This window comes from Streptomyces sp. NBC_01257, assembly GCF_035917255.1.
Taxonomy (GTDB): Bacteria; Actinomycetota; Actinomycetes; order Streptomycetales; family Streptomycetaceae; genus Streptomyces.
In genome coordinates this window covers 8,726,857-8,751,503 of sequence record NZ_CP108472.1, presented here as the reverse complement: position 1 = coordinate 8,751,503, position 24,647 = coordinate 8,726,857, and the positions used below count along the sequence as shown (strand labels likewise).

Here is a 24,647-nt window from a genome sequence, read left to right as displayed (position 1 = left end):
GGCAACGGACCAGGGTCCGTCCGGGCTCAGCGCGCGAAGAGCTCGAAGGTGACGGCCGGCCGGCCGCCGAACCGCTCCGCGGACGCCTGCGCGTTGCCCGTCAGGAAGGTGCGGCAGTACGCCTCGGGATCCTCGTCGGTGAGGACCTCGATGTACGTGCGGTGCGCCAGGAGCGACTGCACGGAGCGTTCGAGGCCTTCGGTCGCGTCGACCGCGTGGGTGGGCGTGGACGATCCGGCGACGGCCACCCACCGCACGCCGTCCCACGGTTCGAGCCCCTGCCCGGTCAGCTCCGGGAAGATCCAGCGGTTCCCGGCGTCACCGGCGGCGTCCAGGGTGGCCCGGCCGACCGCGCGGTGGTCGGGGGTGTTCCAGGCGACGCCGCCCCAGGTGTCCCGGTGGTTGAGTGTGATCACCAGCTCGGGCCGGTGCCGGCGGATGGCCGCCGCGATGTCGCGGCGCAGGCCGGTGCCGTACTCGATCACCCCGTCCCGGTGGTCCAGGAACTCCACCCGCGAGACCCCGACGACGGCCGCGCTCGCGCGCTGCTCCTGTTCGCGCAGCGGTGCGCACCGCTCCGGTTCGAGCGTGTCGATCCCGGCCTCGCCCCGGGTGGCCAGGAGATAGGTGACGTCACGCCCGCCGTCGGTCCAGCCGGCGACGGCCGCCGCGCAGCCGTACTCCAGGTCGTCGGGGTGGGCGACGACGGCGAGGGCGCGCTGCCAGTCGGCGGGCATGGGCTTCAGCTGCTCGGTCATGTCGGCAGGCTAACCGGCCGGCCCCCGCGCGGCGCTCGCAACGACGGATGCCCGGTGCCGCCCGTTCAGGCGAGCGAGAGGAAGAGTTTCTCCAGCCGGGCGCGCATCTGGTCCCGGTCCGCGGGATCGGTGCCGCCGTCGGCCAGGCAGTGCTGCAGTCCGGTCGCGATGATCGCGAAGCCGGCCCGGTCCAGGGCGCGCGAAACGGCCGCCATCTGCGTGATGACGTCCTCGCAGTCCCGCCCCTCCTCGATCATCCTGATGATTCCGGTCAGCTGACCCTGTGCGCGGCGCAGACGATTGAGCACCGATTTGAGCTCATCGGCGGCCATGTCGAGTTCCACACATCCTCCTTTTAATACCCCAAGGGGTATTCTATCCCCTCCGGGGCAGGAGAGACCGAGTCTCCGCCTCACACCCGGTGAACGAAAGGAATCACTGCCAGTGACCAGCCCCGTATCCCTCTCCCCCGCCCAGGCCGCCGCCCGTCTCGCGGAGTTCACCGTGATCGATGTGCGCGCCCCCGGCGAGTACGCCGCCGGGCACGTCCCCGGCGCTCTGAACATCCCGCTCGACCGGCTCTCCGAGGCGGTGCCCGCCCTCAAGTCCGCCTCGGCCCGCGGCGCCCTGCTGGTGGTGTGCGCCTCCGGCGTCCGCTCCACCCGGGCCTGCGACATCCTGTCCGCGGCGGACATCGACGCCGCCACGCTCTCCGGCGGCACCTCCGCGTGGGAGGGCGAGGGCCATGGCCTCGACCGCCCGGACGGTGCGCGGGGCACCTGGCCGATGGAGCGCCAGGTGCGGCTCGCGGCCGGCTCCCTCGTGGTGGCCGGTCTGCTGGCGGGTGTGCGCTACCCGGCCGCGCGCTGGCTGTCCGCCGGCATCGGCTCCGGTCTCGTCTTCTCCGCGGTGACCAACACCTGCGGCATGGCGGCTGTCCTGTCGAAGCTCCCGCACAACCGTGCGCCGCACTCGGCGTCGAACCTCGACGCGACGCTCGACGCCCTCCAGGGCTGAGCCGCACGGGCGGGATCCGGGTGCGGCCCGGCTCCCGCCCGCTCCGGCGGGCTCAGACCTCGTCGCGGACCAGCGCGAGCAGCCGGTCCAGCACGCGCGGCCCGCCCGCGCGCAGTCCGTCGTGCTCGAACTCGTCGGTCACCCAGGTGCGCAGCCCGCGGATCGCACCGGCGGTCCGCAGCGCGTGCGCGGTGTCGACGTACATGTCGTCGTGGTAGACGGCGGCGGCCACCGGAACCTCGTTGGCGGCCAGCCGCTCGGTGTCGTACAACGGCTCCCAGTCGCCGCGGGTGGCGAGCAGTTCGGCCGTCTCGCGCAGCGGGCGCAGCGCCGGGTCGACCTCGAAGTGCCAGGGGTGGATGCTCTCGCCGGTGAACAGCACCGGGCCGTCGCCCTTCAGGGCGGCCGCCGCGTCGAACTGCGGGAACTCGGCACGGACCCGTTCGGCGGCCCAGCCGGTGGGGCGCTCGTCCTGGCCGTAGATGGCCTCGTGCAGGAGCGCGTACAGCGGGTGACCCGCGAACGAGCCGGCCGAGCGCATGGCCTCCTGGAAGGTGTCGGAGAGCTCGGTGCCGTGCGGGGTGGCGACGAAGGCGTTCTCCAGCAGGTAGTGCAGCTGGTGGCTGCCGCTGCCCCCGCCGAGCAGGATGCCGAGGGACTGGAACCCCTCGGGCGTCAGCCGGTGGCCGCCGCTCTCGGGGCGGTGCTCCGCGAGGTGAGCGGTGATCTCCCGGGCGCGCCCGACGTCCTGCGGGTAGCGGGCGTAGTGCGCGGCGACCTTCCGCTCGATCCTCGGGTACGCGGCCCGGTAGACGTCGTCCGCGTGGGCGTCGAGGGAGGGCAGGCCACCGGTGATCAGCACGGCGTCGAGGCCTTCGGGCGCGGCCGACAGATAGCGGACCGCGCAGAAGCCGCCGAATGACTGGCCGAGGACGGTCCAGGGCGCGCCGCCGGTCAGCTGCGGACGGATCAGTTCGCAGTCGCGCACGATGCTGTCGGACCGGAAGTGCGCGAGGTAGTCGGCCTGCTCGCGCGGTCCGCCGCGCAGCGGCAGGGTCTGCCGGTTGGCCGGGGTGGACAGTCCGGTGCCGCGCTGGTCCAGGAGCAGCACCCGGAACTCCCGCACCGCCCGCCCCAGCCACGCCTCCGCGCCGGTGAAGCGCCGGGCGCCGAATCCGGGGCCGCCCTCCAGGTACACCAGCCACGGCAGCTGCTCGGCGGCCCGGGAGGCGGCCACCACCTCGCGGCCGAAGACCTCGATCTGCTCACCGCCGGGGTCGGTGTGGTCGAGCGGCACGGTGAAGTGACGGTCGGTGAGGACGAGGCCGGGCTGGCGGTAGCTGTTCAAGGGGACTCCTGGATCGCTGGTTCCCGGACAGTTCAGCACACCGCCGTGACCCGGACAGTCCCGGCCCGTGTGCGGCGGACCCGCCCGGCTCCTACCGTGCAGTCATGATCCGGTTCGAGCAGGTCGGCAAGGTCTTTCCGGACGGCACGACCGCGGTCCACGAGCTGTCCTTCGAGGTCGCCGAGGGGGAACTGGTCACCCTGGTCGGCCCTTCGGGCTGCGGCAAGACCACCACGATGATGATGGTGAACCGGCTGATCGAGCCGACCTCGGGCCGGATCCTGGTGGACGGCGAGGACATCTCGAAGACCGACCCGGTAAAGCTGCGGCGCCGCATCGGCTACGTCATCCAGCAGGTGGGTCTCTTCCCGCACCGGACGGTCCTCGACAACACCGCGACGGTCCCGGCCCTCGTCGGCTGGAAGCGGTCCCGGGCCCGGGCGCGCGCGGCCGAGCTGCTGGATCTGGTGGGCCTGGACCCCGGGACGTACGGCTCCCGCTATCCCGCCCAGCTCTCCGGCGGCCAGCGTCAGCGCGTCGGGGTGGCCCGCGCGCTGGCCGCGGACCCGCCGGTGCTGCTGATGGACGAACCGTTCGGCGCGGTGGACCCGGTCGTCCGGGAGCGGCTGCAGAACGAGTTCCTGAGCCTGCAGGCCACGGTCAGGAAAACGGTCCTGATGGTCACCCACGACATCGAGGAGGCGGTGCGGATGGGCGACCGGATCGCGGTGTACGGGGAGGGGCGCATCGAGCAGTTCGACCGGCCGGGAACGGTGCTCGGCTCCCCCGCGACCCCGTACGTGGCCCAGTTCGTCGGCGCCGACCGCGGGCTGAAGAGGCTCTCCGTCACGACGATCGAACCCCACGACCTGGAGGAGCCGCCGGTGGCCCGGCTCGACGAGCGGGCCGATGCGGCGGCCGCCCGGCTCGGCACCGCCGGCTCGCGGTGGGCGGTGGTGCTCAACGGGGACGGCGAGCTCCACGGCTGGGTGTCGGCGGACGCGCTGCGGATCGCCGGGGAGCACGGGACGGTGGCTGAACTGGCCCGACGGATGGACGCGTGGGTGCCGGTGGGCGCCCCGCTCAAGCAGGCGTTCAGCGAGATGCTCCAGCACGACGCCGGGTGGGTGGCGGTGCTGGACGGGGCGCGCTTCCTCGGAGTGCTGACCCCGGCGAAGCTCCATGAGGCGCTGCGGCGCTCGGTGGACGCGGACGCGCAGGGTGTGGGACGCGACGAGGTGCAGTTCGACTCGGTGGCGGATGCCTGAGGGAGGCCTCGGGGGCTGCGTTCGCACGGGGGTCAGGGTGACGGGAGCAGGAGGCGGACGGCCAGCACGGTGATCAGGGTGCTGGAGGCCAACGCGGTGACGAGCCGCCCCCGGCTGCCGGTCAGCGCGCGGCCCAGCAGCGCTCCGCCGCCCGCGACGAGCAGCTGCCAACTGGCCGAGGCGGCGAAGGCCGCGAGCACGAACACCACCCGGTGCGCGGGGGCCGAGGCGGCGACCGCCTCGCTGCCGAGGACCAGGGCCGCGAAGTAGACGACGGTCATCGGGTTCATCAGGGTGAGCGCGAGCAGCGTGAAGTAGGCCCGCACGGGGGTGAGCTGCGCGCTGTCGTCGCGCGTTGCCGCGGTGCCGCTCCGGTGCGCGCGGTACGCGGTGAGCGCGCCGCGTACCGCGAGGGCGACGAGGACGGCGGCGGAGGCCCAGCGGAAGGGGCGCATCACCGGTTCGATGACGGGGGTGAGCGTCGCTCCGCCCGCGACGGCGATCAGCGCGTAGAGCCCGTCCGCGGTCACCACTCCGAGCGCGGCGAACGCACCGGTCCTGAGCGAGGTGCGGGTGGTGAGGGCGGCGAGGTAGGTCGCGACGGCTCCGACCGGCATGGCGATGCCGTATCCGGCGAGGAGTCCCGCGACCAGGACGGCGGTCATCCGTGCCGGTGTCGCACCGGCTTCCGCGGCCGCCCCGGCTGCTGTCGGCCGCTCGTCACCGATCGGTCGGTGGGAGCCGGCGGCACGAGGGCGATGTCCGTGGTCATGGCCAGATACTGCGTCCGGGGCGGACGGCCGGGCAACTCGTTTTCGGCGGCTCCCGGGGCGGGTGGGCGAGGCTCCGGGTCCCTTGACCGCAAGCCCGCGCAAAGCCTAGGTTTCCGCTGGTAGAAAGCGCTTGCCACGCGGTGGGCGCCCCGTTCACCGTGGAGGTGTTTGTCACGTCCAGCCAGGCTTCCCCCAGCAGGCCGGTCCGGGTCGCGATCGTCGGGACCGGCGCGATCGCGCGCGGCAGCCATCTGCCCGCCCTGCGCGCGCTGGCCGCCGAACAGCCCCTGGAGATCGTCGCGGCGGTGGATGTGGACGCCGCTTCCGCGGCGTCGTTCTGCGCCGAGGCCGGCGCCGGCCGGCCGTACTCGGATCTCGGCCGGATGCTCGCCGAGGAGCGCCCCGACCTGGTCACGATCGGCACTCCGCCCCGCTTCCACCGCGACCAGACCATCGCCGCCCTGCGGGCCGGGGCCTGGGTGTGGTGCGAGAAGCCCCCGTGCCCCTCGCTGGAGGACTTCGACGCCATCGAGGCGGCGGAGGGGCCGGCCGGCGGCCCGTATGCAGCGATCGTGTTCCAGCACCGGTTCGGGTCCGGCTCGGACCATGTCCGGGCGCTGCTGGCCGAGCGGGCGATGGGGCGGCCCCTGGTCGCGCACTGCCAGACCACCTGGTACCGGGACGAGGCCTACTACTCCGTGCCGTGGCGCGGGCGTTGGAGCACGGAGGGCGGCGGCCCCGCGATGGGCCACGGCATCCACCAGATGGATCTGCTGCTCGATCTGCTCGGCCCGTGGTCGGAGATCCGCGCGATGGCGGGGCGGCTGGTGCACGACGTCGAGACGGAGGACGTCTCCACGGCACTGGTCCGCTTCGAGAGCGGCGCCATGGCCACGGTCGTCAACAGCGTCCTCAGTCCGGACGAGGTGAGCCGGATCCGGATCGACTGCGAGCGGGCCACGGTCGAGCTCACCCATCTGTACGGCCATCGCAACGCGGACTGGCGCGTCACCCCCGCCCCCGGCGTCGCGCCCGGACTGGCCGCCGCCTGGCAGGACTTCGGCGCCGATGTGCCCAGCTCCCACGAGGCGCAACTGCGTGGTCTGCTCGCCGATCTGCGGGCGGGACGCCGGCCGCGCAGCAGCGGCGCCGACGGCCGCACCAGCCTGGAGCTGGTGGCCGCGCTCTACAAGGCGGCCTTCACCGGGAACACCGTCCGGGCCGGCGAGATCGGCCCCGGCGACCCGTACTACAGCGCCCTGCACGGCAACGCCCCCGGCTGGGCGCCCGAACCGGCGGAGGCGACCGCCTGACCGGCCGTACCCGGCGCCGCGCGCCCGGCGGGTCAGTCCCCGGGGATGAGGCCGTGGGACCGCAGGTAGGTGCGGGCGACGTCCTCGGGGAGCCGGCGCCAGCTGTCGACCTGTTCGTTCAGCTCGACCAGGTCCTTGGTCGTCAGTACGGTGTTCAGCTTGCCCAGCGCCGTACGGACGCCTTCGCTGCCCGCGCGGGACCGGTTGACGACGGGGACCAGGTAGTCGGCGTTCTGCAGGTGCTTGTCGTCGGCGAGCAGGACGAGGCCGAAGTCGTCCAGGGTGGCGTCGGTCGTGGTCGTCAGGACCATCTGGTCGCGGCCGCTCTGGACGGCCTGTTTGGCCTGGGTGGTGCCGACGCCCTTGGGGTCGACGGCGGTGATGTCGATGCCGTACGTCTTCTTCAGCCCGGGCGCGCAGTAGGGGCGCTGCACGCATTCGTCGCCGGCGGCCAGCCGGACGGGGAGCCCCGATCTGCCGAGGTCGCTGAGCGACTTCAGATGGTGTTCCTTCGCGTAGGCGGCGGTGACGGCGAAGGCGTTCTGGTCGACGGCGCGGCCGGCGTCGAGGACGGTGAGGCCGCGGGGTGCGGCCAGCGCGCGCAGGGCTTTCATCGTCTCGGCCAGGTCGGGCGAGCCGACGGGGGCGGCGTCGGCTCCGTTCTTCTTGGCGTTCAGCCAGTCGGCGAAGGTGGCGGCGTATTCGGGGACGACGTCGATCTGGCCGCTCTCCAGGGCCGGTTCGTAGATCTCCCGGTTGGTGACGGAGATGATCTCCGTGGAGTATCCGGCGTCGTCGAGCAGCAGAGCGTACATCTGGGCGAGCAGATCGCTCTCGGTGAATCCCGCCGATCCGATCGTCAGGTGCTTGCTGTCTCCGGGCGGTGCGGTGACCTCGCCCTGGTCCTCCAGCGTGGGTCCGGTCGTGCACGCGGTGAAGGGCGCCAGGAGCAGCAGGAGCGCCGGGAGGGCGTGCCGGGCCCTCATCCGGCGTTCCCGTCGCGGACCCATTCGGGCGCGAGCCGCTGGGCCACCTCGAAGAGCCCTTCGACGATCAGGGCGAACACGGCGACCAGCACGGCCCCGGCGACCACCTGGGCGGTGGAGGCGAGGTTGAACCCGGCGGTGATGATGCGGCCGAGGCCGCCGCCGCCGGCCAGTGCGGCGATGGTCGCGGTGGCGACGAGCTGGACGGCGGCGATCCGTACGCCGGTCAGGATGAGCGGCAGGGCGAGCGGGACCTCGACCTGGGTCAGCATCTGGCGGCCGGTCATCCCCATGCCCCGGGCCGCCCGTACGACGTCCTGGTCGACCTCGCGCATGCCGACGTAGGCGTTGGTGAGCAGGGGCGGTACGGCGAACAGGACGAGCGCGACGACGGTCGGCCCCTCCCCGAACCGCCCGACCGGGGTGAGCAGCAGGAGGACGAGGACGGCGAAGGTGGGCACGGCCCGGCCGACGTTGGAGATGTTGACGGCGAGCGCGCCGCCCTTGCCCAGATGGCCGAGGACCAGGGCCACGGGCAGGGCGATCAGGCAGCTGATCAGCAGGCAGACGACGGTGAGGACGAGGTGCTGGGCGAGCCGGGTCCAGATGCCGTCCTCGCCGTACCAGTGCGCGGAGGTCGTGAGCCAGGACCAGGCGTCGGAGAGGGTGTTCACGACTGCCTCCGTGTCCAGGGGGTGAGCAGGCGCTGCGCGAGCAGGAGCAGCAGGTCGGCGGCGACGGCGATGACGACGCACAGGACGGACGCGGTGAGCACCTGCGCCTTGAAGTAGGTGTTCATTCCCGCGTAGATGAGGTTGCCGAGGCCGCCGTATCCGACGATCGCGCCGATGGTGACCAGGGAGACGGCGGAGACGGTGGCGATGCGCAGGCCGGCCATGGCTGCCGGCAGGGCGAGCGGGAGTTCCACGGCCACGAGCAGCCGGACGGGCCCGTACCCCATGCCGCGCGCCGCCTGCCGGGTCTCCTCGGGGACCGCGCGCAGCCCGGCCAGGATGTTCCGTACGAGCAGGGTGAGCGAGTACAGGACGAGGCCCGCGACGACGAGGGAGGCGGAGAGCCCGTACACGGGCAGGAGCAGCGAGAACATGGCGAGGGAGGGGACGGTGTAGAGGATCGTCGTCAGTCCGAGCACCGGTCCGGCGGCCCAGCGCCACCGGCGGGCGGCGAGGGCGAGCGGCAGCGCGATGACCAGTCCGATGAGCACGGAGACGGCGGTCAGCTGGAGGTGTTGCAGCACGGCGTCCCAGAGGATGTGCCGACGGCTGGTCAGATAGGCGCCGCAGATCCATTCGTTGCGCGCGAGGCAGTCGTCCGGGGGCGCGGTCACCTGTCCATTGCAGCCCGGGACGGTGCGGGGGCGCGCGTCCTGTTCGACTGTTCGAGGGGTACGGCGGTTCAGCCCCGCGGTTCTCCGGTGGCCGACGCCGCGCGGCGCTCCAGGATCTCCAGCGCCCGTTTCCCCCAGCGCAGGTTCTCCTGCTCGAAGGACCGTCCCCGCATGAGTGTCAGGTACGGGCCGATGCGCTCGGTCTCCCGTACGAAGGTGTCCTCGTCGCGGCCGTCGAGCATCCGGTCCCGCAGCCGTTCGTAGCGGGCGAGCCGGGCGCGGGACCACTCCATGCGTTCCTCGACCGAGGCGCGCACCGCGTCGCCGTCGCCGCCGTCCACGGCCTGGGTCATGACCAGGAGCTCGTCCCGGATGGCCGTGGGGCGGGGCTGCTGTGCGGTGAACGAGGCGAGCGAGGCGCGGCCCTCGTCCGTGAGCGTGAACAGCCGCTTGTTCGGCCTGCGCTGCTGTTCGACGACCCGGGCCCCGATCAGGCCGCTCTCCGCCAGGCGCTCCAGCTCGCGGTAGAGCTGCTGCGGGGTGGCCGACCAGAAGTTCGCCACCGAGACGTCGAAGACCTTGGCCAGGTCGTAGCCCGAGGCCTCCCCTTCGAGCAGCGCCGCCAGGACCGCGTACTTGAGAGACATCTGGACAGACTAACAGCCATGTGATTAATCTCTTTCACACCTATTCAACAATTTGACTATGGAGTCCCGGATGCACCCCTTCCGCACCGCTGTCGAGGCGCACGACCACGCCGCCATCGAGGCGACGCTGGCCGAGGACGTCGTGTTCACCAGCCCGGTGGCGTTCAAGCCCTACCCCGGCCGGCCGGTCACCGCCGCGATCCTGCGCGCGGTCTCCGAGGTGTTCACGGACTTCCGCTACGTCCGCGAGATGGCGAGCGAGGACGGCCGCGACCACGCCCTGGTGTTCGAGGCGAAGGTGGACGACCGGGAGATCACCGGCTGCGACTTCCTCCACATGAACGAGGCGGGCGAGATCGACGACCTGATGGTCATGGTCCGGCCCCTCTCCGCTGCGCAGGCGCTCGCCGCCGCCATGGGTGCGCGGTTCGACCGGATCACCCGCGAGGCCTCGGCGGGGTGAGCACGGCTCCGGGACCCCCGGCCGCACGGCCGGTACCACCAGGTCGACCGCAGAACGTGGGCGTATGGTCCGAATATGGACAACGTACGGCCCCGCACGGAGTCCGGGGCGGAGCTCCTGGACCGGGCCGTGGCACGGGCCGTCCGGCGGACCGGCGCCTCCGTGGCCATGCTGTACCTCCTGGCGCCGGGCGAGTCCACGCTGCGGCTGACCGTTCTCGCCGGGGTGCCGGCCGAGTTCGCCGCCCCGTGGACCCGGGTCCCGCTCTCCGCTCCGATGCCGGTGGCCGACGCCCTGAAGGACCAGCATCTGGTCTGGCTCGGCAGCCAGGAGGAGCTGGCCAGACGCTATCCGCGGCCCGCGCTCGTGCTGCCGTACCGCTTCGCACTGGCCGCCGCGCCGGTGCTCACGGGCGCCGCCGTGTGGGGTGGCCTGGTGCTGCTGTGGCCGGGCTCGCACCCGCCGCAGCTCAGCCCCGAGGAGCGGGCCGCGGTCCATGCCGGGTGCGGTGAGATCGCCCTGGTGCTGCACGAGGCCGAGGAACACGGCCGTCCCGTGCCGCCCGACCTCGGCCTGCGGGTCCTGCCGCCCCTCAGCGCACCGCCGCCCGACACCGCCACGGCGTCCCGCGCGGCGGAGTACCTCCAGCGGCTGCCGGGCGGCTGCTGCGCCCTCGACATGCACGGCCGGATCACGTTCCTCACCGACACCGGGGCCGAACTGGTCGGCGGGAGCGCGGCCGACCTGATGGGGACGCTGCCCTGGGAGTCGCTGCCCTGGCTGGACGACCCGCTCTTCGAGGACCAGTACCGCGGGGCCGTGGTCAGCCGTCAGCCGACCTCGTTCACCGCGCTGCGCCCGCCCGATCGGTGGCTCTCGTTCCGCCTCTACCCGGACGCCTCGGGCATCAGCGTGTACATCACGCCCGGCACCGCCGCGCACGCGGCGGGGCCCGCCGCGGAGTCCCCCGCGCCGTCGAGCGCCCCGAGCCGTGCCGTCGCGCTCTACCACCTGATGCATCTGGCCGCGACGCTCACCGAGGCCGTCGGCATCCAGGACGTGGTCGGGCTGCTCTCCGACCAGCTCGTCCCCGCCTTCCGGATCCAGGCGCTCGCCGTGATGACCGCGGCGGAGGGCCGGCTGCGGGTCGAGGGCCACCACGGCTTCGCCCCCGAGCTCATGGACCGCTTCGACGGCGCCCCGCTGGCCTCACGCACCCCGGCCGCTCACGTCCTGACCACCGGGGTGCCCAGCTTCTACCGCTCGTTCGCGGAGCTGAAGCGTGCCTACCCGCCCGCCGTGCTCCAGGAGGGCCTGGCGGCGTGGGCGTTCCTGCCGTTGATCGCCTCGGGCCGCCCGGTCGGCTCACTGGTGCTCGCCTACGAGATGACCCGCCCGTTCGAACCGGAGGAACGCGCGCTCCTCGCGTCGATCGCCGGACTGATCGCACAGGCCCTGGACCGGGCCCGCCTGTACGACGCGAAGGACCAGCTGGCCCACAGCCTGCAGGCCCATCTGCTCCCCCACACCCTGCCGCGGATCCCCGGTCTGGACATCGCCGCCCGCTATCTGCCGGCGGCCCACGGCACGGGCATCGGCGGCGACTTCTACGACGTCATCCGCCTCGACGCCACCACCGCGGCCGCCACCATCGGCGACGTCCAGGGCCACAACGTGAAGGCGGCCGCCCTGATGGGCCAGGTCCGCACCGCGGTGCACGCCTCGGCGGGGGCGCCGCCGGCCGAGGTGCTGGCCCGCACCAACCGGCTGCTCACCGACCTCGACCCCGGCCTGTTCACCAGCTGCCTCTACGTCCATCTCGACCTGGCCGGGCACCGCGCCCTGCTGGCCACGGCCGGGCACCCGCCGCCGCTCCTGCACCACCCCGGCGGGCACACCGAGGTACTGCGGCTGCCGCCTGGTCTCCTGCTGGGCATCGACCCGGAGGCCACGTACCCGACGACCGAGATCCCGCTGCCGGCGGGCGCCGCGCTCGCCCTGTACACCGACGGACTCGTCGAGGCGCCCGGCACCGATCTCGACGAGGCGACCGCGGCCCTGGCCGAGCAGTTCACCCGGGCCGCCGGCCGGCCCATGGAAGCCCTCGCCGACACGCTCGTCCGCTATGCCGAACGGTCCACACCGGGCAGCGACGACATCGCGCTGCTCCTCATCAAGGCGCTGGCGGAACAGCCGGGTTGACCGGGGACCTCGCGCAGGGCGCACGGTCCTGCCGAAGGCGCCGTTGATAGGATCACCGCCCCATGGACCCCAGCACCGAGATCACGATGACCGACGTTCCGCCGGGGCGGGTGACCCTGTCCGACCGTCGTACGCAGCGCAGCTGGACGGTCGATGTCGCACCGTTCCGGCTCGGTACGCACCCCGTGACCCAGGCCCAGTACGCGCAGGTCACGGGCGAGCGGCCGAGTACCGCGCAGGGCGACCCACTGCCGGTCGAGGGCGTCTCCTGGCTGGACGCCGTCGGTTTCTGCAACGCACTGTCCCTGCGCGAGGGGCTGACGCCCGCCTACCTCCTCCACCCCGAGGCCGGGCAGATCCGGTGGGAGGCGGCCGCCGACGGTTACCGGCTGCCGGCCGAGGCCGAGTGGGAGCACGCGTGCCGGGCGGGCACGACGCAGGCGCGGTACGGCCCCCTCGACGACATCGCCTGGTATCGCGGCAACTCCCTTGAGCGGCCGCACGAGGTGGGCGGCCGGCTGCCCAACGACTGGGGCCTGTACGACACGTTGGGCAATGTGTGGGAGTGGTGCTGGGACGTCTACGACGCCGAGGTGTACGGCAGCTACCGGGTGCTGCGGGGCGGTGGCTGGTTCGACGAGCACTGGAGCTGCCGGGCCTCGGTGCGGCGGCGCAGCCACCCCACGTTCCGGATCGACGACACGGGGTTCCGCGTCGCCCGCTCCGGAACACGGTAGAGCCTCCGTCAGCCGGCCGCGCCCCGGAACTGCCGGGCCGCGTGGACCAGTTCGGCGGTGAAGGGGTGGCGCGGCGCGTGCAGTACGTCGTGCGCCGCCCCGGTCTCCACGATGCGGCCGCGCTCCATCACGGCGATCCGGCCGGCGCGGGCCGCCGTGTCCAGGTCGTGGGTGATAAGGACGAGCGCCGGGATCGCGCCCGACCCGAGCAGCTCCGTGAGGAGCCCGAGGAGGGAGGTCCGGGTGAAGGTGTCGAGGCCCGAGGTGATCTCGTCGCAGACCAGGACCTCGGGGCGGGCGAGCAGGGCGCGGGCGAGGGCGGCCCGGCGGAGTTCGCCGCCGGACAACTGCCCCGGCAGGCGCAGGGAGCGCTGTGCGGGGAGGTCCAGGGTGCTCAGCGCGGTGAGCGCCTCGGCTCTGGCCTCGGCCGGGTCCAGGCCGCGCAGCCGGACGGCCGTCCGTGCGATCTGGCCGAGCACGGGGCGGTGGGCGTCGAAGGCCGCCTCCGCGTCCTGGAAGACGTACTGGACAGCGGCCAGTTGCTCACGGCGACGGTCGCGCAGGCTGCGCGGCAGCGGCCTGCCGTTCAGCAGCACCTCGCCGTCGTGGTCGCGGTGGAGTCCGCCGATGCAGCGGGCCAGGGTGGTCTTGCCGCTGCCCGACCGGCCGACGACGGCGAGGCATTCACCGGCGCCCACGGTGAGTTCCGCGTCGTGGAGCACGGGGGTCCGGCCGTGGCGCGCGGTGAGGGCGCGTACGTCCAGCACCGTGCCGCCCGCTGTCGCCGCGATGGGCCGCATGTCCCGTGGTTCGGCCAGGAGCCGGCGGGTCCAGGTGTCATCAGGATCGTGCAGAACCTGCGCCGCGGGGCCTGCAGCGACGGCCTTTCCGTCGCGGAGGACGACCACGTCGTCGGCGAGCGCACGGACGACGTCCAGGTCGTGGCTGAGCAGGACGACGGCGACGCCCTGGCCGGCGACGGCGGCCAGGCGCTCGACGATGCGACGTTTCGTCAGGGGGTCCTGTCCGGTGGTGGGTTCGTCCGCGACGACCGCCCGGGCGCCCAGCAGGAGGGCCTGGGCGAGGACCACTCGCTGCTGCTGGCCGCCGGACAGCTGATGCGGAAAACGGCGCAGCATCGCTTCCGCGTCGGGTAGTTGGACGCGCGCGAGGGCATCCAGGACCCGGTCGCGAACCGCTGCCCGGCGCCGGCGCCCCGGGAGGTGCCGCACCTGACGCCGGGCGATGTCCCTCAGCAGCGCGCCGATCCGGCGGGCGGGATTGAGCACCGTGGCCGGGTGCTGCGGCACGTAGCCGATCAGACCGCCCGCCACCCGCACGGTGCCCGTCACACGCGCCCCTGGCGGGTACTCGCCCAGCAGGGCGAGCCCGGTGGTCGTCTTCCCGCTGCCCGAGGCGCCCACCAGGGCGAGGATCCGCCCGGGCAGCACCCGCAGGCCGACACCGTCGACGATCGCCCGCCCGCCGATCTCCACCCGGAGCCCTTCGACCACGGCGACGGGCTCTGCCTCAGCCGCCGTACGGTTCTGCGCGGCCGTGTTCACGGGCGCCTCTCCTTGCTGTCGGAACGTACGAGTGCGGCGTCGGCCAGCAGGTTCCCGCCCATGGTGAGCGCGACGATCAGCAGGGCCGGGACGACGACCGCCCACGGCTGGACGAACAGGCCGGTACGGTTGCGGTCCACCATCACCGCCCAGTCGGCGGCGTCCGGCCCGACGCCCACACCGAGGAACGCCGCGGTGGCCACCAGGTACAGCGCCCCGGTCAGGCGTACGCCCGCGTCGGCGACCAGCGGCCGGGCGGCCGACCTTCCGACGTAGCCGAAGGCGATGCGTGCCCAGCTCTCGCCCTGCATGCGCAGCGCCTCGACCGCAGGGCGCGAGGCGGCCTCGGCCCCGGCGGCGCGGACGATTCTGGCCGCGTCCGGGACGTTGACGAGGGCCACCAGCAGCGCGAGACCGGCAGGCCCCGGTTCGACGACGGCGGCGACCAGCAGAATCAGCAGCAGCGACGGCACGGAGAGCAGGACGTCCAGCGGACGCATCAGCAGCTCCTCCGCCCAGGCCCGGCGGGTGAGGGCGCAGACGAAGCCGACGGGCAGCGCCACGGCGTAGGCCAGGGCCGTCGATGCGAGCGCGATCAGCACCACCGGCCGGCCGCCGAGCAGCACCTGCCGGCCGACGTCGCGGCCGACGAAGTCGGTCCCGAGCCAGTGTCCGCCTCCCGGGGTGAACGAGGTTCCGCGCGCTCCGGCCTCCCCGGCGAACAGCGGTCCGGCCAGTGCCAGTATGAGCGGCACCAGGATGACGGCCAGGCCGGGCAGGAGACGGCCGAAGCGGGCCCGGGCACGCCCGTCGTCGCTCCTTCGCCGCCCGACGACGAGCGTCTTCAGTCCGCGCCGGGAACGGGCGAGCGCGAGGGCCATCACGCCGCCACCCCCGCTCGCGGGGCGAAGCGGTGGGTGACCAGGTCCGCTCCGAGGTTGAGCAGGACCGTGGCGACGCCGAACACGACCGCGAGGCCCTGCACCACGGGGACGTCCCGTTCCGCGACGGCGTTCATCAGGACCGTGCCGAGTCCCGGAATGACGAACAGCGCCTCCACCACGACCACGCCGCACAGCAGCCAGTCGATCGTGCGGGCCAGTTGCTGGGCGGCCGGAGCGAGCGCGTTCGGCAGCGCGTGGGCGTAGCGGACGCGGGCGCCGGACAGTCCGTGGCGGCGGGCGTGTGCGACGTACGGCGAGGCCAGCGCGTCGGCCATCCCGGCGCGGATCAGCCGGGCGAGCGAGCACACCGGGCGCGCCAGCAGGACCAGGACGGGGAGCACCAGGGCGGCCGGGTGGGCGAGCAGGTCGGTGCCGTACCCGACGGCGGTCGGCGGCAGCCAGCCGAGCCGCAGCGCGAAGACGGTGACCAGGAGGACACCGAGTGCGAACTCCGGTACGGCGTAGAGGCCGAGCAGGACCGCGCTGACGAACCGGTCGACGGCGCGTCCCTGGTGCCGGGCGGCCAGCACGCCGAGGCCGACTGCCGCCGGGACGAGGAGCACGACCGTCGGGACGGCGAGCAGGAGGGTCGGGCCGAAGCCGTCGCCGAGGTAGGAGGCTACGGGCCGCCCCGAGGTCAGCGAGACTCCGAGGTCGCCGTGGAGCAGCCCGGCCGACCAGTCCAGCAGCCGTTCGTGCGGCGGCCGGTCCAGGTGCAGGGCGGCCCGGACCGTCTCGATCCGTTCCGGGTCCGGCTGGTCACCGGCGAGGGCCACGGCGGCGTCGCCGGGCAGCGCCTCGGTGAGGGCGAGGACGAGCAGCACGACGGCCGCGGTCTGCACCCCGCCGAGCAGCAGCCGCCGCGCCGCCCAGGGCAGGGGTCCGCTCACGCCAGCCACACCTTGTCGAAGCGGGCCCAGTCCAGGGTGTTGGCGGGCGCCTGCCGCTCAACGCCCCGGACCGTGCGGGCGGTGCCGAGTATCCAGTCGGCGAAGCCCCAGATCAGGAAGGGGCCTTCGGTGTGGAGGCGGCGCTGCATGCGGGCGTAGACGGCGGCGCGCTCCCGCGGGTCCCTCGTCGACTGGGCCTGCTGGTAGAGGGTGTCGAAGTCGGGGTGGCGCCACTTGGTCGCATTGGTGGTCGAACCGGTCAGCAGGCGCTGGGAGAGGTGTGACTCGATGGGCATGGCGCCGGAGCGGTAGCAGCAGAGGGTGCCGGCGTCGAGGATGTCCTTCCAGTAGGTGTCCTTGCTGCCGGTCCTCACCTCGACGGTGATGCCTGCCCGGGCCGCCTGGTCGCGGAAGACGGCCGCGGCCTCGGTGAATCCGGCGGCGACGGGTGAGGTGTCGAGGGTGATCCGCAGGTCATCGGCGCCGGCCTGCCTCAGCAGGCTGCGGGCCCGGCCGAGGTCCTGTTCGCGCTGGGGCAGAGCGTCGGCGTAGTACTCGTACCCCTTGCCGAAGAGGTCGTTGCCGATCTCGCCGGCGCCGGAGAGGGCTCCCTTGACGAGTTCCGCGCGGTCGGCGACGAGCAGCAGGGCCTGCCGGACGCGCCGGTCGTCGAACGGTGGCCGGTCGGTCTTCATGGCGAAGGACTGCATCGCGCTGTTGCGCAGGCGCACGATCCGGATCCGCCCGCCGTCCTCGTGGGCGCGGGCGGTCGCCGGGTTCAGCTCGTGGGCGTACTCGACCTGGCCGCCGAGCAGGGCGTTGACGCGTGCGGACTCCTCGTTGGCGACGACGAACTCCAGCTCGTCGAGGTGCGGGGCGCCGTCCCAGTAGGCGTCGTTGCGCCGCAGGACGGTGGACCGGCCGGGGGCGAAGGACACCAGCCGGAACGGTCCGCTGCCGACGGGCCGGTGGTCGAAGTCGCCGTCCCGGGCGGTCGCGGGGACGACGTACGCGCCGAACGCGGCCATGACGTTGGGGAATTCGGCCGTCGGACGCTTGAGGACGAACTCGACGGTCCGCGCGTCCAGGGCCCTGCTGGCCGCGAGGTCGACCGGTTCGAGTGACGCCTTCGCGCGAAAGGCGCGCGCGGGGTCGGCGATGCGGCGGTAGCTGTGCAGTACGTCCTTCGCGGTGACCGGCCGCCCGTCGTGGAAGACGGCGGCCCGCAGGGAGACCTTCCACCGGTCCAGGGTCCTGTTGGGCTCCCAGGAGGAGGCGAGGCGGGGCTGAGCGGAGAGGTCGGCGCCGTAGTCGGCCAGCTTGTCGTAGAGGGCCTTGGCGCGGGCCGCGTCGGCGAACAGGTTGCTCAGGTGCGGGTCGAGGGTCTCGCTCGCACCGCCCCCGGCGAAGGCGGCCCTGAGCCGTCCGCCGCGCTTCGGCCGACCGGCCTCGCCGTCGACGTCGGCCCGGGTGTCCGAGGGGCCGGCGCAGCCGGTCAGCCCGAGGGTGCCGAGGCCGGCCGCGCCGGAGGCGGCGAGGAAGCCGCGGCGGTGCAGGCCGGGGAAGGGTGTCGCTGTCGTGGTGCGTTCGTCGCTGGGCATGGGGATGTCCTTGATCCGGTGGGAGCGTACGAGGAAGGAGGAGGGGCCCGGTCAGCTGCCCGTGAGCCGGGCGATGACGTGGAGGCGGTCGGCGTCGGCCGTTCCGGTGGGCAGGAGGCCCTCGCGCCAGGGGGGTTCGGTGCGTGGGCCGGGGCCGTCGTGGAGGTCGAGGACCTCGAATCCGTGGGCGGTGAGGGCCTGTCGGAGCTCGGCGGGGAGCAACAGCCGCCAGGCGGAGCATTGTTCGACCGGGGATGAGCCGTCGTCCGTGGTCCAGGTGCGGCTGCGGTGCAGCAGGCGGGCGGCCGGGTCCACGCGCAGCCGGGTGACGGAGCGGTGGACGACGCCCCGATGGGTGAAGGTGTGGACGGCCGGGGCCGTGGGGAGTGCGGCGCCGCGGAGGAAGTACGCGCCGTTGCGTATCTCCGCGACGAGCAGACCGCCGGGCGTCAGACTGCGTCGGCAGGAGGTGAGGAAGCTGTCGGTCTCGGCGTCGGTCCGGCAGTAGAGCAGCGCACTGTCCAGACAGACGACGGCGTCGAAGCGCCGTGCTCCCAGGTCGAACCCCCTCAGGTCGGCCCGGAGATACTCCGGCCCAGGGTGCTCGCGGGAGGCATGCCGGAGCATCGCGCCGGAGAGGTCGGCACCGGTAACGGCGCGCCCCGCCGCGTGGAGGTGGGCGGCGTCGCGGCCGGTGCCGCAGCCTATGTCCAGGACGCGCGGTCCGGCTCCGTACCTCCTGAGCGTCTCCTCGGTCCAGCGTCCGGCGAGCCGTTCGGGGTCCGGGAAGCGGGCCTCGTACAGCGCCGGGTTGTCGGTGAGCAGGTTGGCGTCGTCCACGGGGCTCTCCTCAGGCATGGACGGGTACGGGAACCGGTCGGCCGGGCAGCGTGCCGCGGCGGTGGAGGCGTAGGGTCCCGGCGGCGGACACGAGACCGAGCACCAGACAGCAGGCCCAGGGCAGCCAGCCGGCGCCGATGCGCTGACCGGTGTCCATCGCCCAGCCGACGGCGGCGTTCCCCAGGGCGGCGGCGATGCCGGACACGACGTAGAAGACACCGAAGTAGGTGCCGGTGAGGCCGGGCCTGCCGAAGGCGGGGATCAGTTCCATCACGAACGGCTGGGCGACCATGAGCCCGGTCTGCAGCAGCAGGGAACCCGCAAGGACGGGTATCGCGCGCAGCACCGCCTGGCTCGTGTCCGTGTCCGGCGGGGCGCCGGACGTCACCAGCACGGGCGGCACGAAGGCCGCGGCCGTCAGCAGCAGACCCGTGGCGATCCAGGTGGCCCGGCTGCCCCGCCGTTTCAGGGCGCGGGTGATGCGCAGCTGGAACGCCAGTCCGGCGAGCGTCCCCACGAGGAACACCAGGCCCGCCGCACCGTCCCAGCCGGTGGCCCTGCGGGCGCCGTCGGGGAACAGCAGATAGAGCTGGCTCTCCAGAGCGACCATGCCGGCCAGCGCGCACGCGAAGGCCATGAAGGGGCGGTTGCGGACCACTTCGCGCCAGTCGGCGAGTACGCCGCTCGTGGCCGGTGCGGCCCGGCGGGGCGGCAGCACCAGGGCCTGGGCGACGGTGAGCACGGCGAAGATCCCGGCGGCGGTGAGCGCGGCTGCCCGGAAGTCGACGAGGAGCAGGACGCTGCCGAGGAGGGGGCCGATGAGCGCGCCCGTCGTCGCGAAGACGTTGAACAGCGCGAACGCCTCGGCCCTGCGCTCCCCCGCCTCCTGGGCGAGGTAGCTGCGGACGGCGGGGTTGAACAACGCGCCGGCCAGTCCGCTGAGTACGGACGCGGCGAGCAGGACCGCGATCCCGTCACCGAGCGCGAATAGAGCGAAGCCGGCCGTCCGCAGTCCGCATCCGGCGATGATCACCCCGCGGGCGCCCAGCCGGTCCGCGGCCGAGCCCCCGATGACGAACAGCCCCTGCTGGCTGAGGCTGCGCACTCCGAGCACGGTGCCGACGACGGCGGCGGACATCCCGAGGCCGTCGCTCAGGTGCACGGCGAGATAGGGGATCAGCAGGTAGAAGCCGGTGTTGACGCCGAGCTGGTTGACCAGCAGAAGGCGTACGGCCGGGGGAAAGGCGCATATCTCGCGCCAGGTCTTCACGGGGTCACCTCGGCGGCCCGGATACGCACCCGTGCGGGGCCGTCCGCCACGGGGTGCGAGCGGCGCACGTCGAAGGGCGTGCGCGGGCGTACGCCGAGTCCGGGGTGACCGCTCGCCCGCACGCTGCCGTCGGTGCCGCCGATCCCCGTCCACGGGTCGTGGTCGAGCAGCAGGTGTCCGTCGAGGTCGGTCCACCGGGCGCGGTCGGCGAGGTGCACCGCGGGGGCGATGCCGAGCGAACTGGCGGTGAGGCAGCCGAGCATGAGACCGGTGCCGCTGCCGGCGATCAGCCCCGCGATGCGCAGGGCGGCGCTCACGCCTCCGCACTTGGCGAGTTTCACGTTGATGCCCTGCACCCGGCCGGCGAGCCGCCGGGCGTCCTCGATGTCCACGGCGTCCTCGTCTGCGATGACGGGCAGCGGTGAGCGTGCGGCGAGCCGGGCCAAGGCCTCGGGGTCGCCCGGGGCGACGGGCTGTTCGACGGCCTCGACGCCCAGTTCGGCGAAGCGCCCCAGCAGGACGGGCGCCGACGCGGCGCTCCAGCCGCCGTTGGGGTCGAGGAGCAGCCGCGCGTGCGGGGCGGCGGCGCGCACGGCACGTACGCGGGCGACGTCGTCCTCCGGGTCGGCCGAGCCGACCTTGAGCTTGATGACGGTGAACCCGTCGTCCGCCAGCCGGGCTGCGAGGGCGCCGGCGCGGCGGGGCGAGGTGATCCCGATGGTGCGGGCCGTGGCGGCGGCGGGTGCCGAGGCCGTGCCGATGAGGCGGTACGCGGGCAGTCCGGCACGCTTGCCGACGAGATCGAGCAGCGCCGACTCCACGGCGGCGGTGACGGCCGGCGGCGTACCGGATCCCAGCGGCCCGCCGTCACCGCCGGGGTCGCCGGACGCATGCGCGGACAGGGCGGCCAGAGCCGTCTCCGGGTCGGGGAACCTGGTGAGTGCGCGGGCGCACCGGTCCAGCCAGTGGGTCACGGTGGCGGTGTCGAGGCCGTAGTACACGCTGGTGACGGTCTCGCCGTGGCCGTGCGCACCCTCGTGCTCGATGGACAGGCGGACGGCGTCCCGGGCCGTCGTGGTGGACCGGGAGATCCGCAGCGGCTCGGCGAGCCGCAGTCCGACGGTGCGCCGGGTCGCCTTCATCGGGACTCCTCCGGTGCGTAGGGCAGGCGGACGGTGTACGGGCGGGTGTGCGGCAGCGTGTTTCCCGCGGGCGCACGGCTGACCGGCAGTCGCGGCGGCCGTAGGTCCTCGCGCCGGCCGGTGACCGTGCGACAGCGGGTCCAGCCGGTCGCCTCCACGGCCTGCGGATGGCGGATCTCCACCGGTCTGACCGCCGCCGTCTCCGGGACCAGTCCGTGCCGGGCGTTGAACCCGTCGTCGAAGATGCTGCCGAGGTAGCGGTGCGGTCCGTCCGGAAAGACCGTCGCGACGACCGCACCCGGGTGGACTCGGGCGGCCCAGGCCGCGACGAGCGCGACGGCTCCGGTGCTCCAGCCGCCGCTGACGAAGTTGTCCCTAGCCAGCCGCCGGCAGCTGTCGGCGGCCTCGGCGGGCCCGACCCAGTGGACCTCGTCGAACTGGTCGTGCGCCACGTTGCGCGGACGGATGCTGCTGCCGAGTCCGCGCATCAGGCGGGGCCTTGCGGGCTGTCCGAAGATCGTCGAGCCGGTGGCGTCGACACCGATCAGCCGCAGTCCGGGCCAGCGCCCGCGGAGCGGACCGGCGACTCCGGCGCTGTGCCCGCCCGTTCCTACGCTGCACACGAGGATGTCCACGTGGTCGAGGCGGCCGGTGATCTCGGCGGCGAGCGAGGCGTAACCGGCGGTGTTGTCGGGGTTGTTGTACTGGTCGGGCCAGTAGGCACCGGGCAGTCCGGCGAGCAGTTCCCGGAGCCTGGCCAGCCGGGCCGCCTGCCAGCCGCCCTCGGGGGCGGGCCGGTCGACGAGTTCCAGCCGGGCTCCGTGTGCGTGCAGGAGCCGGCGCATCGACGGTTCGAGTTCGCTGTCGCCGACCAGCACGACCGGGTGGCCCAGTGCCTGGCCCGCGAAGGCGAGTCCGATGCCGAGGGTGCCGGAGGTGGACTCCACCACCGGTGCGCCGGGGCGCAGTTCGCCGCGCCGCTCGGCTCCCTGCAGCATCGACACGGCGGCGCGCGCCTTCATGCCGCCCACGGCGAAGCCTTCGAGCTTGGCCCAGAAGCCGGGGTGCGGGCAGGGCAGGTCGGCGGTGATGCGGGCGAGCGGGGTGCGGCCGACGAGCCCGAGGAGCTCGCGGTTGCCGGCGGGGCGCAGCAGTGCGGTGGTCACGGGGTGCCTCCGTACAGGTGGATGGTTCCGGGGCCGCCGTCGAGCCAGAAGAACGGGTAGGGCTCGGCGGACACCGCGGTGACTCCGGCGCCGATGAGCCGGGGCAGCACCGCGCTGCCGGTCTGGGCGAAGACGACCAGGGGTTTGCCGTGCCGCAGGGCGTGTTCCCGCAGCGGCTCGAAGGTGCCGTTGCCGAGGGTCATTCCGGAGGCGAGGATCGCGTCGCAGTCCTCCGGTCCGGCCGGCACCCGGGTCCGCACCGGCTCGCCCCATTCGGTCGTGCCGCCCTTGAGATCGCACGGCACGTAGCCGAGCCCGCGCTCACGCAGCGCCTCCAGAAGGGAGTTGACGACGCCGACGACGAGGACGGTGCCGCCCGGCGGGGTGCCGAGCAGCCCGACGACGGCGCGTGCCCGGGCCCGGGACTTCTCCAGCGAGCTGCCGGCCGGCAGCGGCCACGGCCGGGCACCGCTCCCGGGGCCGTGCGGCCGGGTGTGCAGGAGATACGTGTCGAGGGCGGCGGCCCGCACCGGGCCCAGCTCGTGGCCGAGCAGCGTGGCGACATCGGCGCCGACACAGTCGTCGACGACGCCGGCGGGCAGTTCGCCCGGCTCGACGGCACAGGAGCCGACGGCCGCGTCGAGGCGCAGGCTCAGCACCTCGTTGCGGTAGCCGCTGCCACGCCCGGCGTGGCGTACGGACTGGCGGGTGGTGAAGGCCATGGCGATGCGCCTGCTCCGCGGGTCGGGCCCGTAGCGGCCGGCCAGGACTCCGGCGACGAGGTCCTCGTAGGAGGCCGCGGCGGGCACGGTGGCGGCGGCCGCGGTCATCGGGCCGCCACCCGGGGGCGCAGCCGGGCGATGAGCGACTCGACGCGGTCCCGGGCGCCCGGGCCGTCGGCGTCGCCGGCCATGACATGGCCCAGGTAGTCGTTGTTGCTGCCCGTGGCGCCGACCCGGGTGCCGGGTGCCGCGAGGCTGAGCTCCAGCACTCCGGGCGCCGCGCCCACCTCGTCGTCGCCTTCGATCCGGTCCAGCACTCCCCCGGTTCCCGGCACCAGGAAGCCGATGGCCGCGCTGTGCAGTCCGGTGGCGCGGGGGCGCAGATCCGGTTCGCGGCCGAGCGCCACGTTCACGCAGGCGGCGGTGATGTCGATGCCGGTCACATGGCGGACCAGTTCGGTGATGCGGTTGCCGGCCGGGCGGGGGTTGACCTCCACCACGCGTGGGCCCTCGGGGGTCAGCTTGATCTCGGTGTGCGCCACGACGGCATCCAGGCCGAGCGCCTCGACCGCAGCCACGGCGGTCTCCCGGGCCGCGCGGTCGTCCGGCCCGGTGAGCGGGGCGGGGAACATGTGGCCGGTCTCCACGAAGGCGGGTGCTCCGCCGATGCTCTTGTCCGTCACCCCGACCACCTGGGTGCGTCCGCCGGACGTCACGGTCTCGACGCTGACTTCGGGGCCGTGGAGGAACTCCTCCAGGAGTACGGCGGGGTCGCGTCGCTGCCCGCGGGCGTTGACCGGGAAGTCGGCGAGTGCGCGGTACGCCTCGGTGAGGCCGGTCTCGTCGTCGATGCGCCGCACGAACATCCCGGCGCACAGGTCGACGGGTTTGAGGACGAGCGGCAGTCCGATGTCCCGCGCGGCCCGCAGCGCCTCCGCCGGGTCGCGGCACACCGCGAACCGCGGTCCCGGCACCCCCGCTTCGGCGAGCACCCGCCGGGTGGCGTCCTTCCGGCAGGCGTTCCGCACGGCGGCCGGGGCGGGGCCGGGAAGGCCCAGCCGGGCGGCGATCCCGGCGGCCGCCGGCAGGTAGTAGTCGCAGGACGTGATGACGCCGTCGAACTCCAGGGATGCGTGGGCCCGTTCGGCGAACGGCAGCAGCGTCCCGGAGTCGTTGGTGTCGGCCGTCAGCACGTGCCGGGCCGAGAGCAGCGGGTGTGCGGCGCCCTCGGGGGCGGCGCGCAGGTAGTGGTGCAGATCGCGGGTGAGGAAGGTGAACGTGTGTCCGCCTTCGCGGATCGCCCGTGGCAGCAGTCTGCTCATCGATCCGACCCAGCTCTCGACCATCAGCAGATGTGCCACGACTACCCCTCTTCGCTGTGCAGTTCAGGACCCGGGCAGGCGGCGGCACCCACCCGGGGGCCGCCCACCCGGCACGGCACACGCTATCGACAATCGTTTTCATTGTCATCTAGCGGTGCGGAATTCATCCCGGCATGCGGGGCGCCGGCCTGCACCGCGGGGAGACTCCGGTCTGCGGATTCGCCCCCGCCCCGCCGCGGCCGGTTCGGTTCCCTCCGGCCGGAGGGTGCTCGCCGGTTGCGGGTCGCCCCGGCACGGTATTGATTCGGAGTAAGCGGCCGGGCGG

General features: G+C 73.6%; 24 protein-coding genes. 6 read left to right on the top strand and 18 right to left on the bottom strand.

The window, feature by feature from the left end; translation table 11 throughout:
• Positions 1–26 precede the first annotated feature (26 nt).
• Both OG408_RS38060 and OG408_RS38055 read right to left on the bottom strand, forming a co-directional pair.
• A complete protein-coding gene (locus OG408_RS38060) occupies positions 27–758 on the bottom strand; it encodes a PIG-L deacetylase family protein (protein ID WP_326674060.1) in 732 nt (243 codons plus the stop codon).
• 65 nt (positions 759–823) lie between these two features.
• Positions 824–1,102: a metal-sensitive transcriptional regulator gene (locus OG408_RS38055; protein ID WP_285565583.1), complete on the bottom strand. Its 279-nt coding sequence runs from the start codon at positions 1,100–1,102 to the stop codon at positions 824–826.
• Positions 1,103–1,202: 100 nt separating this feature from the next.
• On the opposite strand from OG408_RS38055, the gene OG408_RS38050 reads away from it, so the two are divergent.
• Positions 1,203–1,775: a rhodanese-like domain-containing protein gene (locus OG408_RS38050; protein ID WP_285565584.1), complete on the top strand. Its 573-nt coding sequence runs from the start codon at positions 1,203–1,205 to the stop codon at positions 1,773–1,775.
• 52 nt (positions 1,776–1,827) lie between these two features.
• Here OG408_RS38050 and OG408_RS38045 read toward each other — a convergent pair whose 3' ends face one another.
• Complete coding sequence (locus tag OG408_RS38045; RefSeq protein WP_326674059.1) at positions 1,828–3,123, bottom strand: alpha/beta fold hydrolase; 1,296 nt, start codon at positions 3,121–3,123, stop codon at positions 1,828–1,830.
• A 104-nt stretch (positions 3,124–3,227) separates the two neighbouring features.
• Here OG408_RS38045 and OG408_RS38040 point away from each other — a divergent pair, with 104 nt between their 5' ends.
• A complete protein-coding gene (locus OG408_RS38040; protein ID WP_326674058.1) occupies positions 3,228–4,391 on the top strand; it encodes an ABC transporter ATP-binding protein in 1,164 nt (387 codons plus the stop codon).
• Between the two features lie 32 nt (positions 4,392–4,423).
• Here OG408_RS38040 and OG408_RS38035 read toward each other — a convergent pair whose 3' ends face one another.
• Positions 4,424–5,056, bottom strand: coding sequence for a LysE family transporter (locus tag OG408_RS38035; protein ID WP_326674057.1), 633 nt, complete (start codon positions 5,054–5,056; stop codon positions 4,424–4,426).
• Positions 5,057–5,304: 248 nt separating this feature from the next.
• Between OG408_RS38035 and OG408_RS38030 the strand changes: the two genes are divergently transcribed.
• Entirely contained in the window at positions 5,305–6,477 is a 1,173-nt protein-coding gene (locus tag OG408_RS38030) for a Gfo/Idh/MocA family protein (protein ID WP_442806104.1), read from the top strand.
• 32 nt (positions 6,478–6,509) lie between these two features.
• Here the strand turns inward: OG408_RS38030 and OG408_RS38025 are convergent, their stop codons facing one another.
• The 4 genes from OG408_RS38025 to OG408_RS38010 all read right to left on the bottom strand — a co-directional run bounded on the left by OG408_RS38025 (position 6,510) and on the right by OG408_RS38010 (position 9,458).
• Complete coding sequence (locus OG408_RS38025; RefSeq protein ID WP_326674056.1) at positions 6,510–7,463, bottom strand: ABC transporter substrate-binding protein; 954 nt, start codon at positions 7,461–7,463, stop codon at positions 6,510–6,512.
• On the bottom strand, positions 7,460–8,137 hold the full coding sequence (locus OG408_RS38020) for an ABC transporter permease (protein WP_285565589.1): 678 nt from the start codon (positions 8,135–8,137) through the stop codon (positions 7,460–7,462). The genes OG408_RS38025 and OG408_RS38020 overlap by 4 nt, the downstream gene beginning before the upstream one ends.
• Positions 8,134–8,811 carry an ABC transporter permease gene (locus OG408_RS38015; RefSeq protein ID WP_285565590.1) on the bottom strand — a complete coding sequence of 226 codons (678 nt, stop codon included), beginning with the start codon at positions 8,809–8,811 and terminating at the stop codon, positions 8,134–8,136. Before OG408_RS38015 ends, OG408_RS38020 begins: the two co-directional genes overlap by 4 nt.
• Before the next feature lie 68 nt (positions 8,812–8,879).
• Positions 8,880–9,458, bottom strand: a complete 579-nt coding sequence (locus tag OG408_RS38010; RefSeq protein WP_285565591.1) for a PadR family transcriptional regulator — start codon at positions 9,456–9,458, stop codon at positions 8,880–8,882.
• A gap of 70 nt (positions 9,459–9,528) precedes the next feature.
• Between OG408_RS38010 and OG408_RS38005 the strand changes: the two genes are divergently transcribed.
• From OG408_RS38005 to OG408_RS37995, 3 genes are all read left to right on the top strand, one after another.
• On the top strand, positions 9,529–9,921 hold the full coding sequence (locus OG408_RS38005; protein ID WP_285565592.1) for a nuclear transport factor 2 family protein: 393 nt from the start codon (positions 9,529–9,531) through the stop codon (positions 9,919–9,921).
• A 75-nt stretch (positions 9,922–9,996) separates the two neighbouring features.
• Positions 9,997–12,123 carry a SpoIIE family protein phosphatase gene (locus OG408_RS38000; RefSeq protein WP_285565593.1) on the top strand — a complete coding sequence of 709 codons (2,127 nt, stop codon included), beginning with the start codon at positions 9,997–9,999 and terminating at the stop codon, positions 12,121–12,123.
• A gap of 62 nt (positions 12,124–12,185) precedes the next feature.
• Positions 12,186–12,860 (top strand): formylglycine-generating enzyme family protein, encoded by a 675-nt coding sequence (locus OG408_RS37995; protein ID WP_285565594.1) that lies wholly within the window; start codon positions 12,186–12,188, stop codon positions 12,858–12,860.
• A gap of 8 nt (positions 12,861–12,868) precedes the next feature.
• Here the strand turns inward: OG408_RS37995 and OG408_RS37990 are convergent, their stop codons facing one another.
• The 10 genes from OG408_RS37990 to OG408_RS37945 are packed head-to-tail and all read right to left on the bottom strand — an operon-like array spanning position 12,869 to position 24,361.
• Positions 12,869–14,425, bottom strand: a complete 1,557-nt coding sequence (locus OG408_RS37990) for an ABC transporter ATP-binding protein (RefSeq protein WP_326674054.1) — start codon at positions 14,423–14,425, stop codon at positions 12,869–12,871.
• Positions 14,422–15,306, bottom strand: a complete 885-nt coding sequence (locus tag OG408_RS37985; RefSeq protein ID WP_326674053.1) for an ABC transporter permease — start codon at positions 15,304–15,306, stop codon at positions 14,422–14,424. The genes OG408_RS37990 and OG408_RS37985 overlap by 4 nt, the downstream gene beginning before the upstream one ends.
• Positions 15,306–16,259: an ABC transporter permease gene (locus OG408_RS37980; protein WP_285565596.1), complete on the bottom strand. Its 954-nt coding sequence runs from the start codon at positions 16,257–16,259 to the stop codon at positions 15,306–15,308. Before OG408_RS37980 ends, OG408_RS37985 begins: the two co-directional genes overlap by 1 nt.
• Entirely contained in the window at positions 16,256–17,860 is a 1,605-nt protein-coding gene (locus OG408_RS37975; protein WP_326674052.1) for an ABC transporter substrate-binding protein, read from the bottom strand. Before OG408_RS37975 ends, OG408_RS37980 begins: the two co-directional genes overlap by 4 nt.
• A gap of 51 nt (positions 17,861–17,911) precedes the next feature.
• Entirely contained in the window at positions 17,912–18,700 is a 789-nt protein-coding gene (locus tag OG408_RS37970; RefSeq protein WP_285565598.1) for a class I SAM-dependent DNA methyltransferase, read from the bottom strand.
• A 10-nt stretch (positions 18,701–18,710) separates the two neighbouring features.
• The gene (locus OG408_RS37965) at positions 18,711–19,970 is read right to left on the bottom strand and encodes an MFS transporter (protein ID WP_326674050.1); all 1,260 of its coding nucleotides are present in this window, start codon (positions 19,968–19,970) and stop codon (positions 18,711–18,713) included.
• Positions 19,967–21,112, bottom strand: coding sequence for an enolase C-terminal domain-like protein (locus tag OG408_RS37960; protein ID WP_326674049.1), 1,146 nt, complete (start codon positions 21,110–21,112; stop codon positions 19,967–19,969). The genes OG408_RS37965 and OG408_RS37960 overlap by 4 nt, the downstream gene beginning before the upstream one ends.
• The gene (locus tag OG408_RS37955) at positions 21,109–22,278 is read right to left on the bottom strand and encodes a PLP-dependent cysteine synthase family protein (protein ID WP_326674047.1); all 1,170 of its coding nucleotides are present in this window, start codon (positions 22,276–22,278) and stop codon (positions 21,109–21,111) included. The genes OG408_RS37960 and OG408_RS37955 overlap by 4 nt, the downstream gene beginning before the upstream one ends.
• Entirely contained in the window at positions 22,275–23,108 is an 834-nt protein-coding gene (locus tag OG408_RS37950) for a hypothetical protein (RefSeq protein ID WP_326674046.1), read from the bottom strand. Before OG408_RS37950 ends, OG408_RS37955 begins: the two co-directional genes overlap by 4 nt.
• Positions 23,105–24,361: an ATP-grasp domain-containing protein gene (locus tag OG408_RS37945; RefSeq protein WP_326674045.1), complete on the bottom strand. Its 1,257-nt coding sequence runs from the start codon at positions 24,359–24,361 to the stop codon at positions 23,105–23,107. Before OG408_RS37945 ends, OG408_RS37950 begins: the two co-directional genes overlap by 4 nt.
• Between the last annotated feature and the right edge of the window lie 286 nt (positions 24,362–24,647).

Bases quoted from the DNA above. Each gene is read 5' to 3' on its own strand.
- OG408_RS38060 (WP_326674060.1), bottom strand. From the start codon at position 758: ATGACCGAGCAGCTGAAGCCCATGCCCGCCGACTGGCAGCGCGCCCTC.
- OG408_RS38040 (WP_326674058.1), top strand. From the start codon at position 3,228: ATGATCCGGTTCGAGCAGGTCGGCAAGGTCTTTCCGGACGGCACGACC.
- OG408_RS38035 (WP_326674057.1), bottom strand. From the start codon at position 5,056: ATGACCGCCGTCCTGGTCGCGGGACTCCTCGCCGGATACGGCATCGCC.
- OG408_RS38025 (WP_326674056.1), bottom strand. From the start codon at position 7,463: ATGAGGGCCCGGCACGCCCTCCCGGCGCTCCTGCTGCTCCTGGCGCCC.
- OG408_RS38010 (WP_285565591.1), bottom strand. From the start codon at position 9,458: ATGTCTCTCAAGTACGCGGTCCTGGCGGCGCTGCTCGAAGGGGAGGCC.
- OG408_RS38005 (WP_285565592.1), top strand. From the start codon at position 9,529: ATGCACCCCTTCCGCACCGCTGTCGAGGCGCACGACCACGCCGCCATC.
- OG408_RS38000 (WP_285565593.1), top strand. From the start codon at position 9,997: ATGGACAACGTACGGCCCCGCACGGAGTCCGGGGCGGAGCTCCTGGAC.
- OG408_RS37995 (WP_285565594.1), top strand. From the start codon at position 12,186: ATGGACCCCAGCACCGAGATCACGATGACCGACGTTCCGCCGGGGCGG.
- OG408_RS37985 (WP_326674053.1), bottom strand. From the start codon at position 15,306: ATGGCCCTCGCGCTCGCCCGTTCCCGGCGCGGACTGAAGACGCTCGTC.
- OG408_RS37975 (WP_326674052.1), bottom strand. From the start codon at position 17,860: ATGCCCAGCGACGAACGCACCACGACAGCGACACCCTTCCCCGGCCTG.
- OG408_RS37960 (WP_326674049.1), bottom strand. From the start codon at position 21,112: ATGAAGGCGACCCGGCGCACCGTCGGACTGCGGCTCGCCGAGCCGCTG.
- OG408_RS37950 (WP_326674046.1), bottom strand. From the start codon at position 23,108: ATGACCGCGGCCGCCGCCACCGTGCCCGCCGCGGCCTCCTACGAGGAC.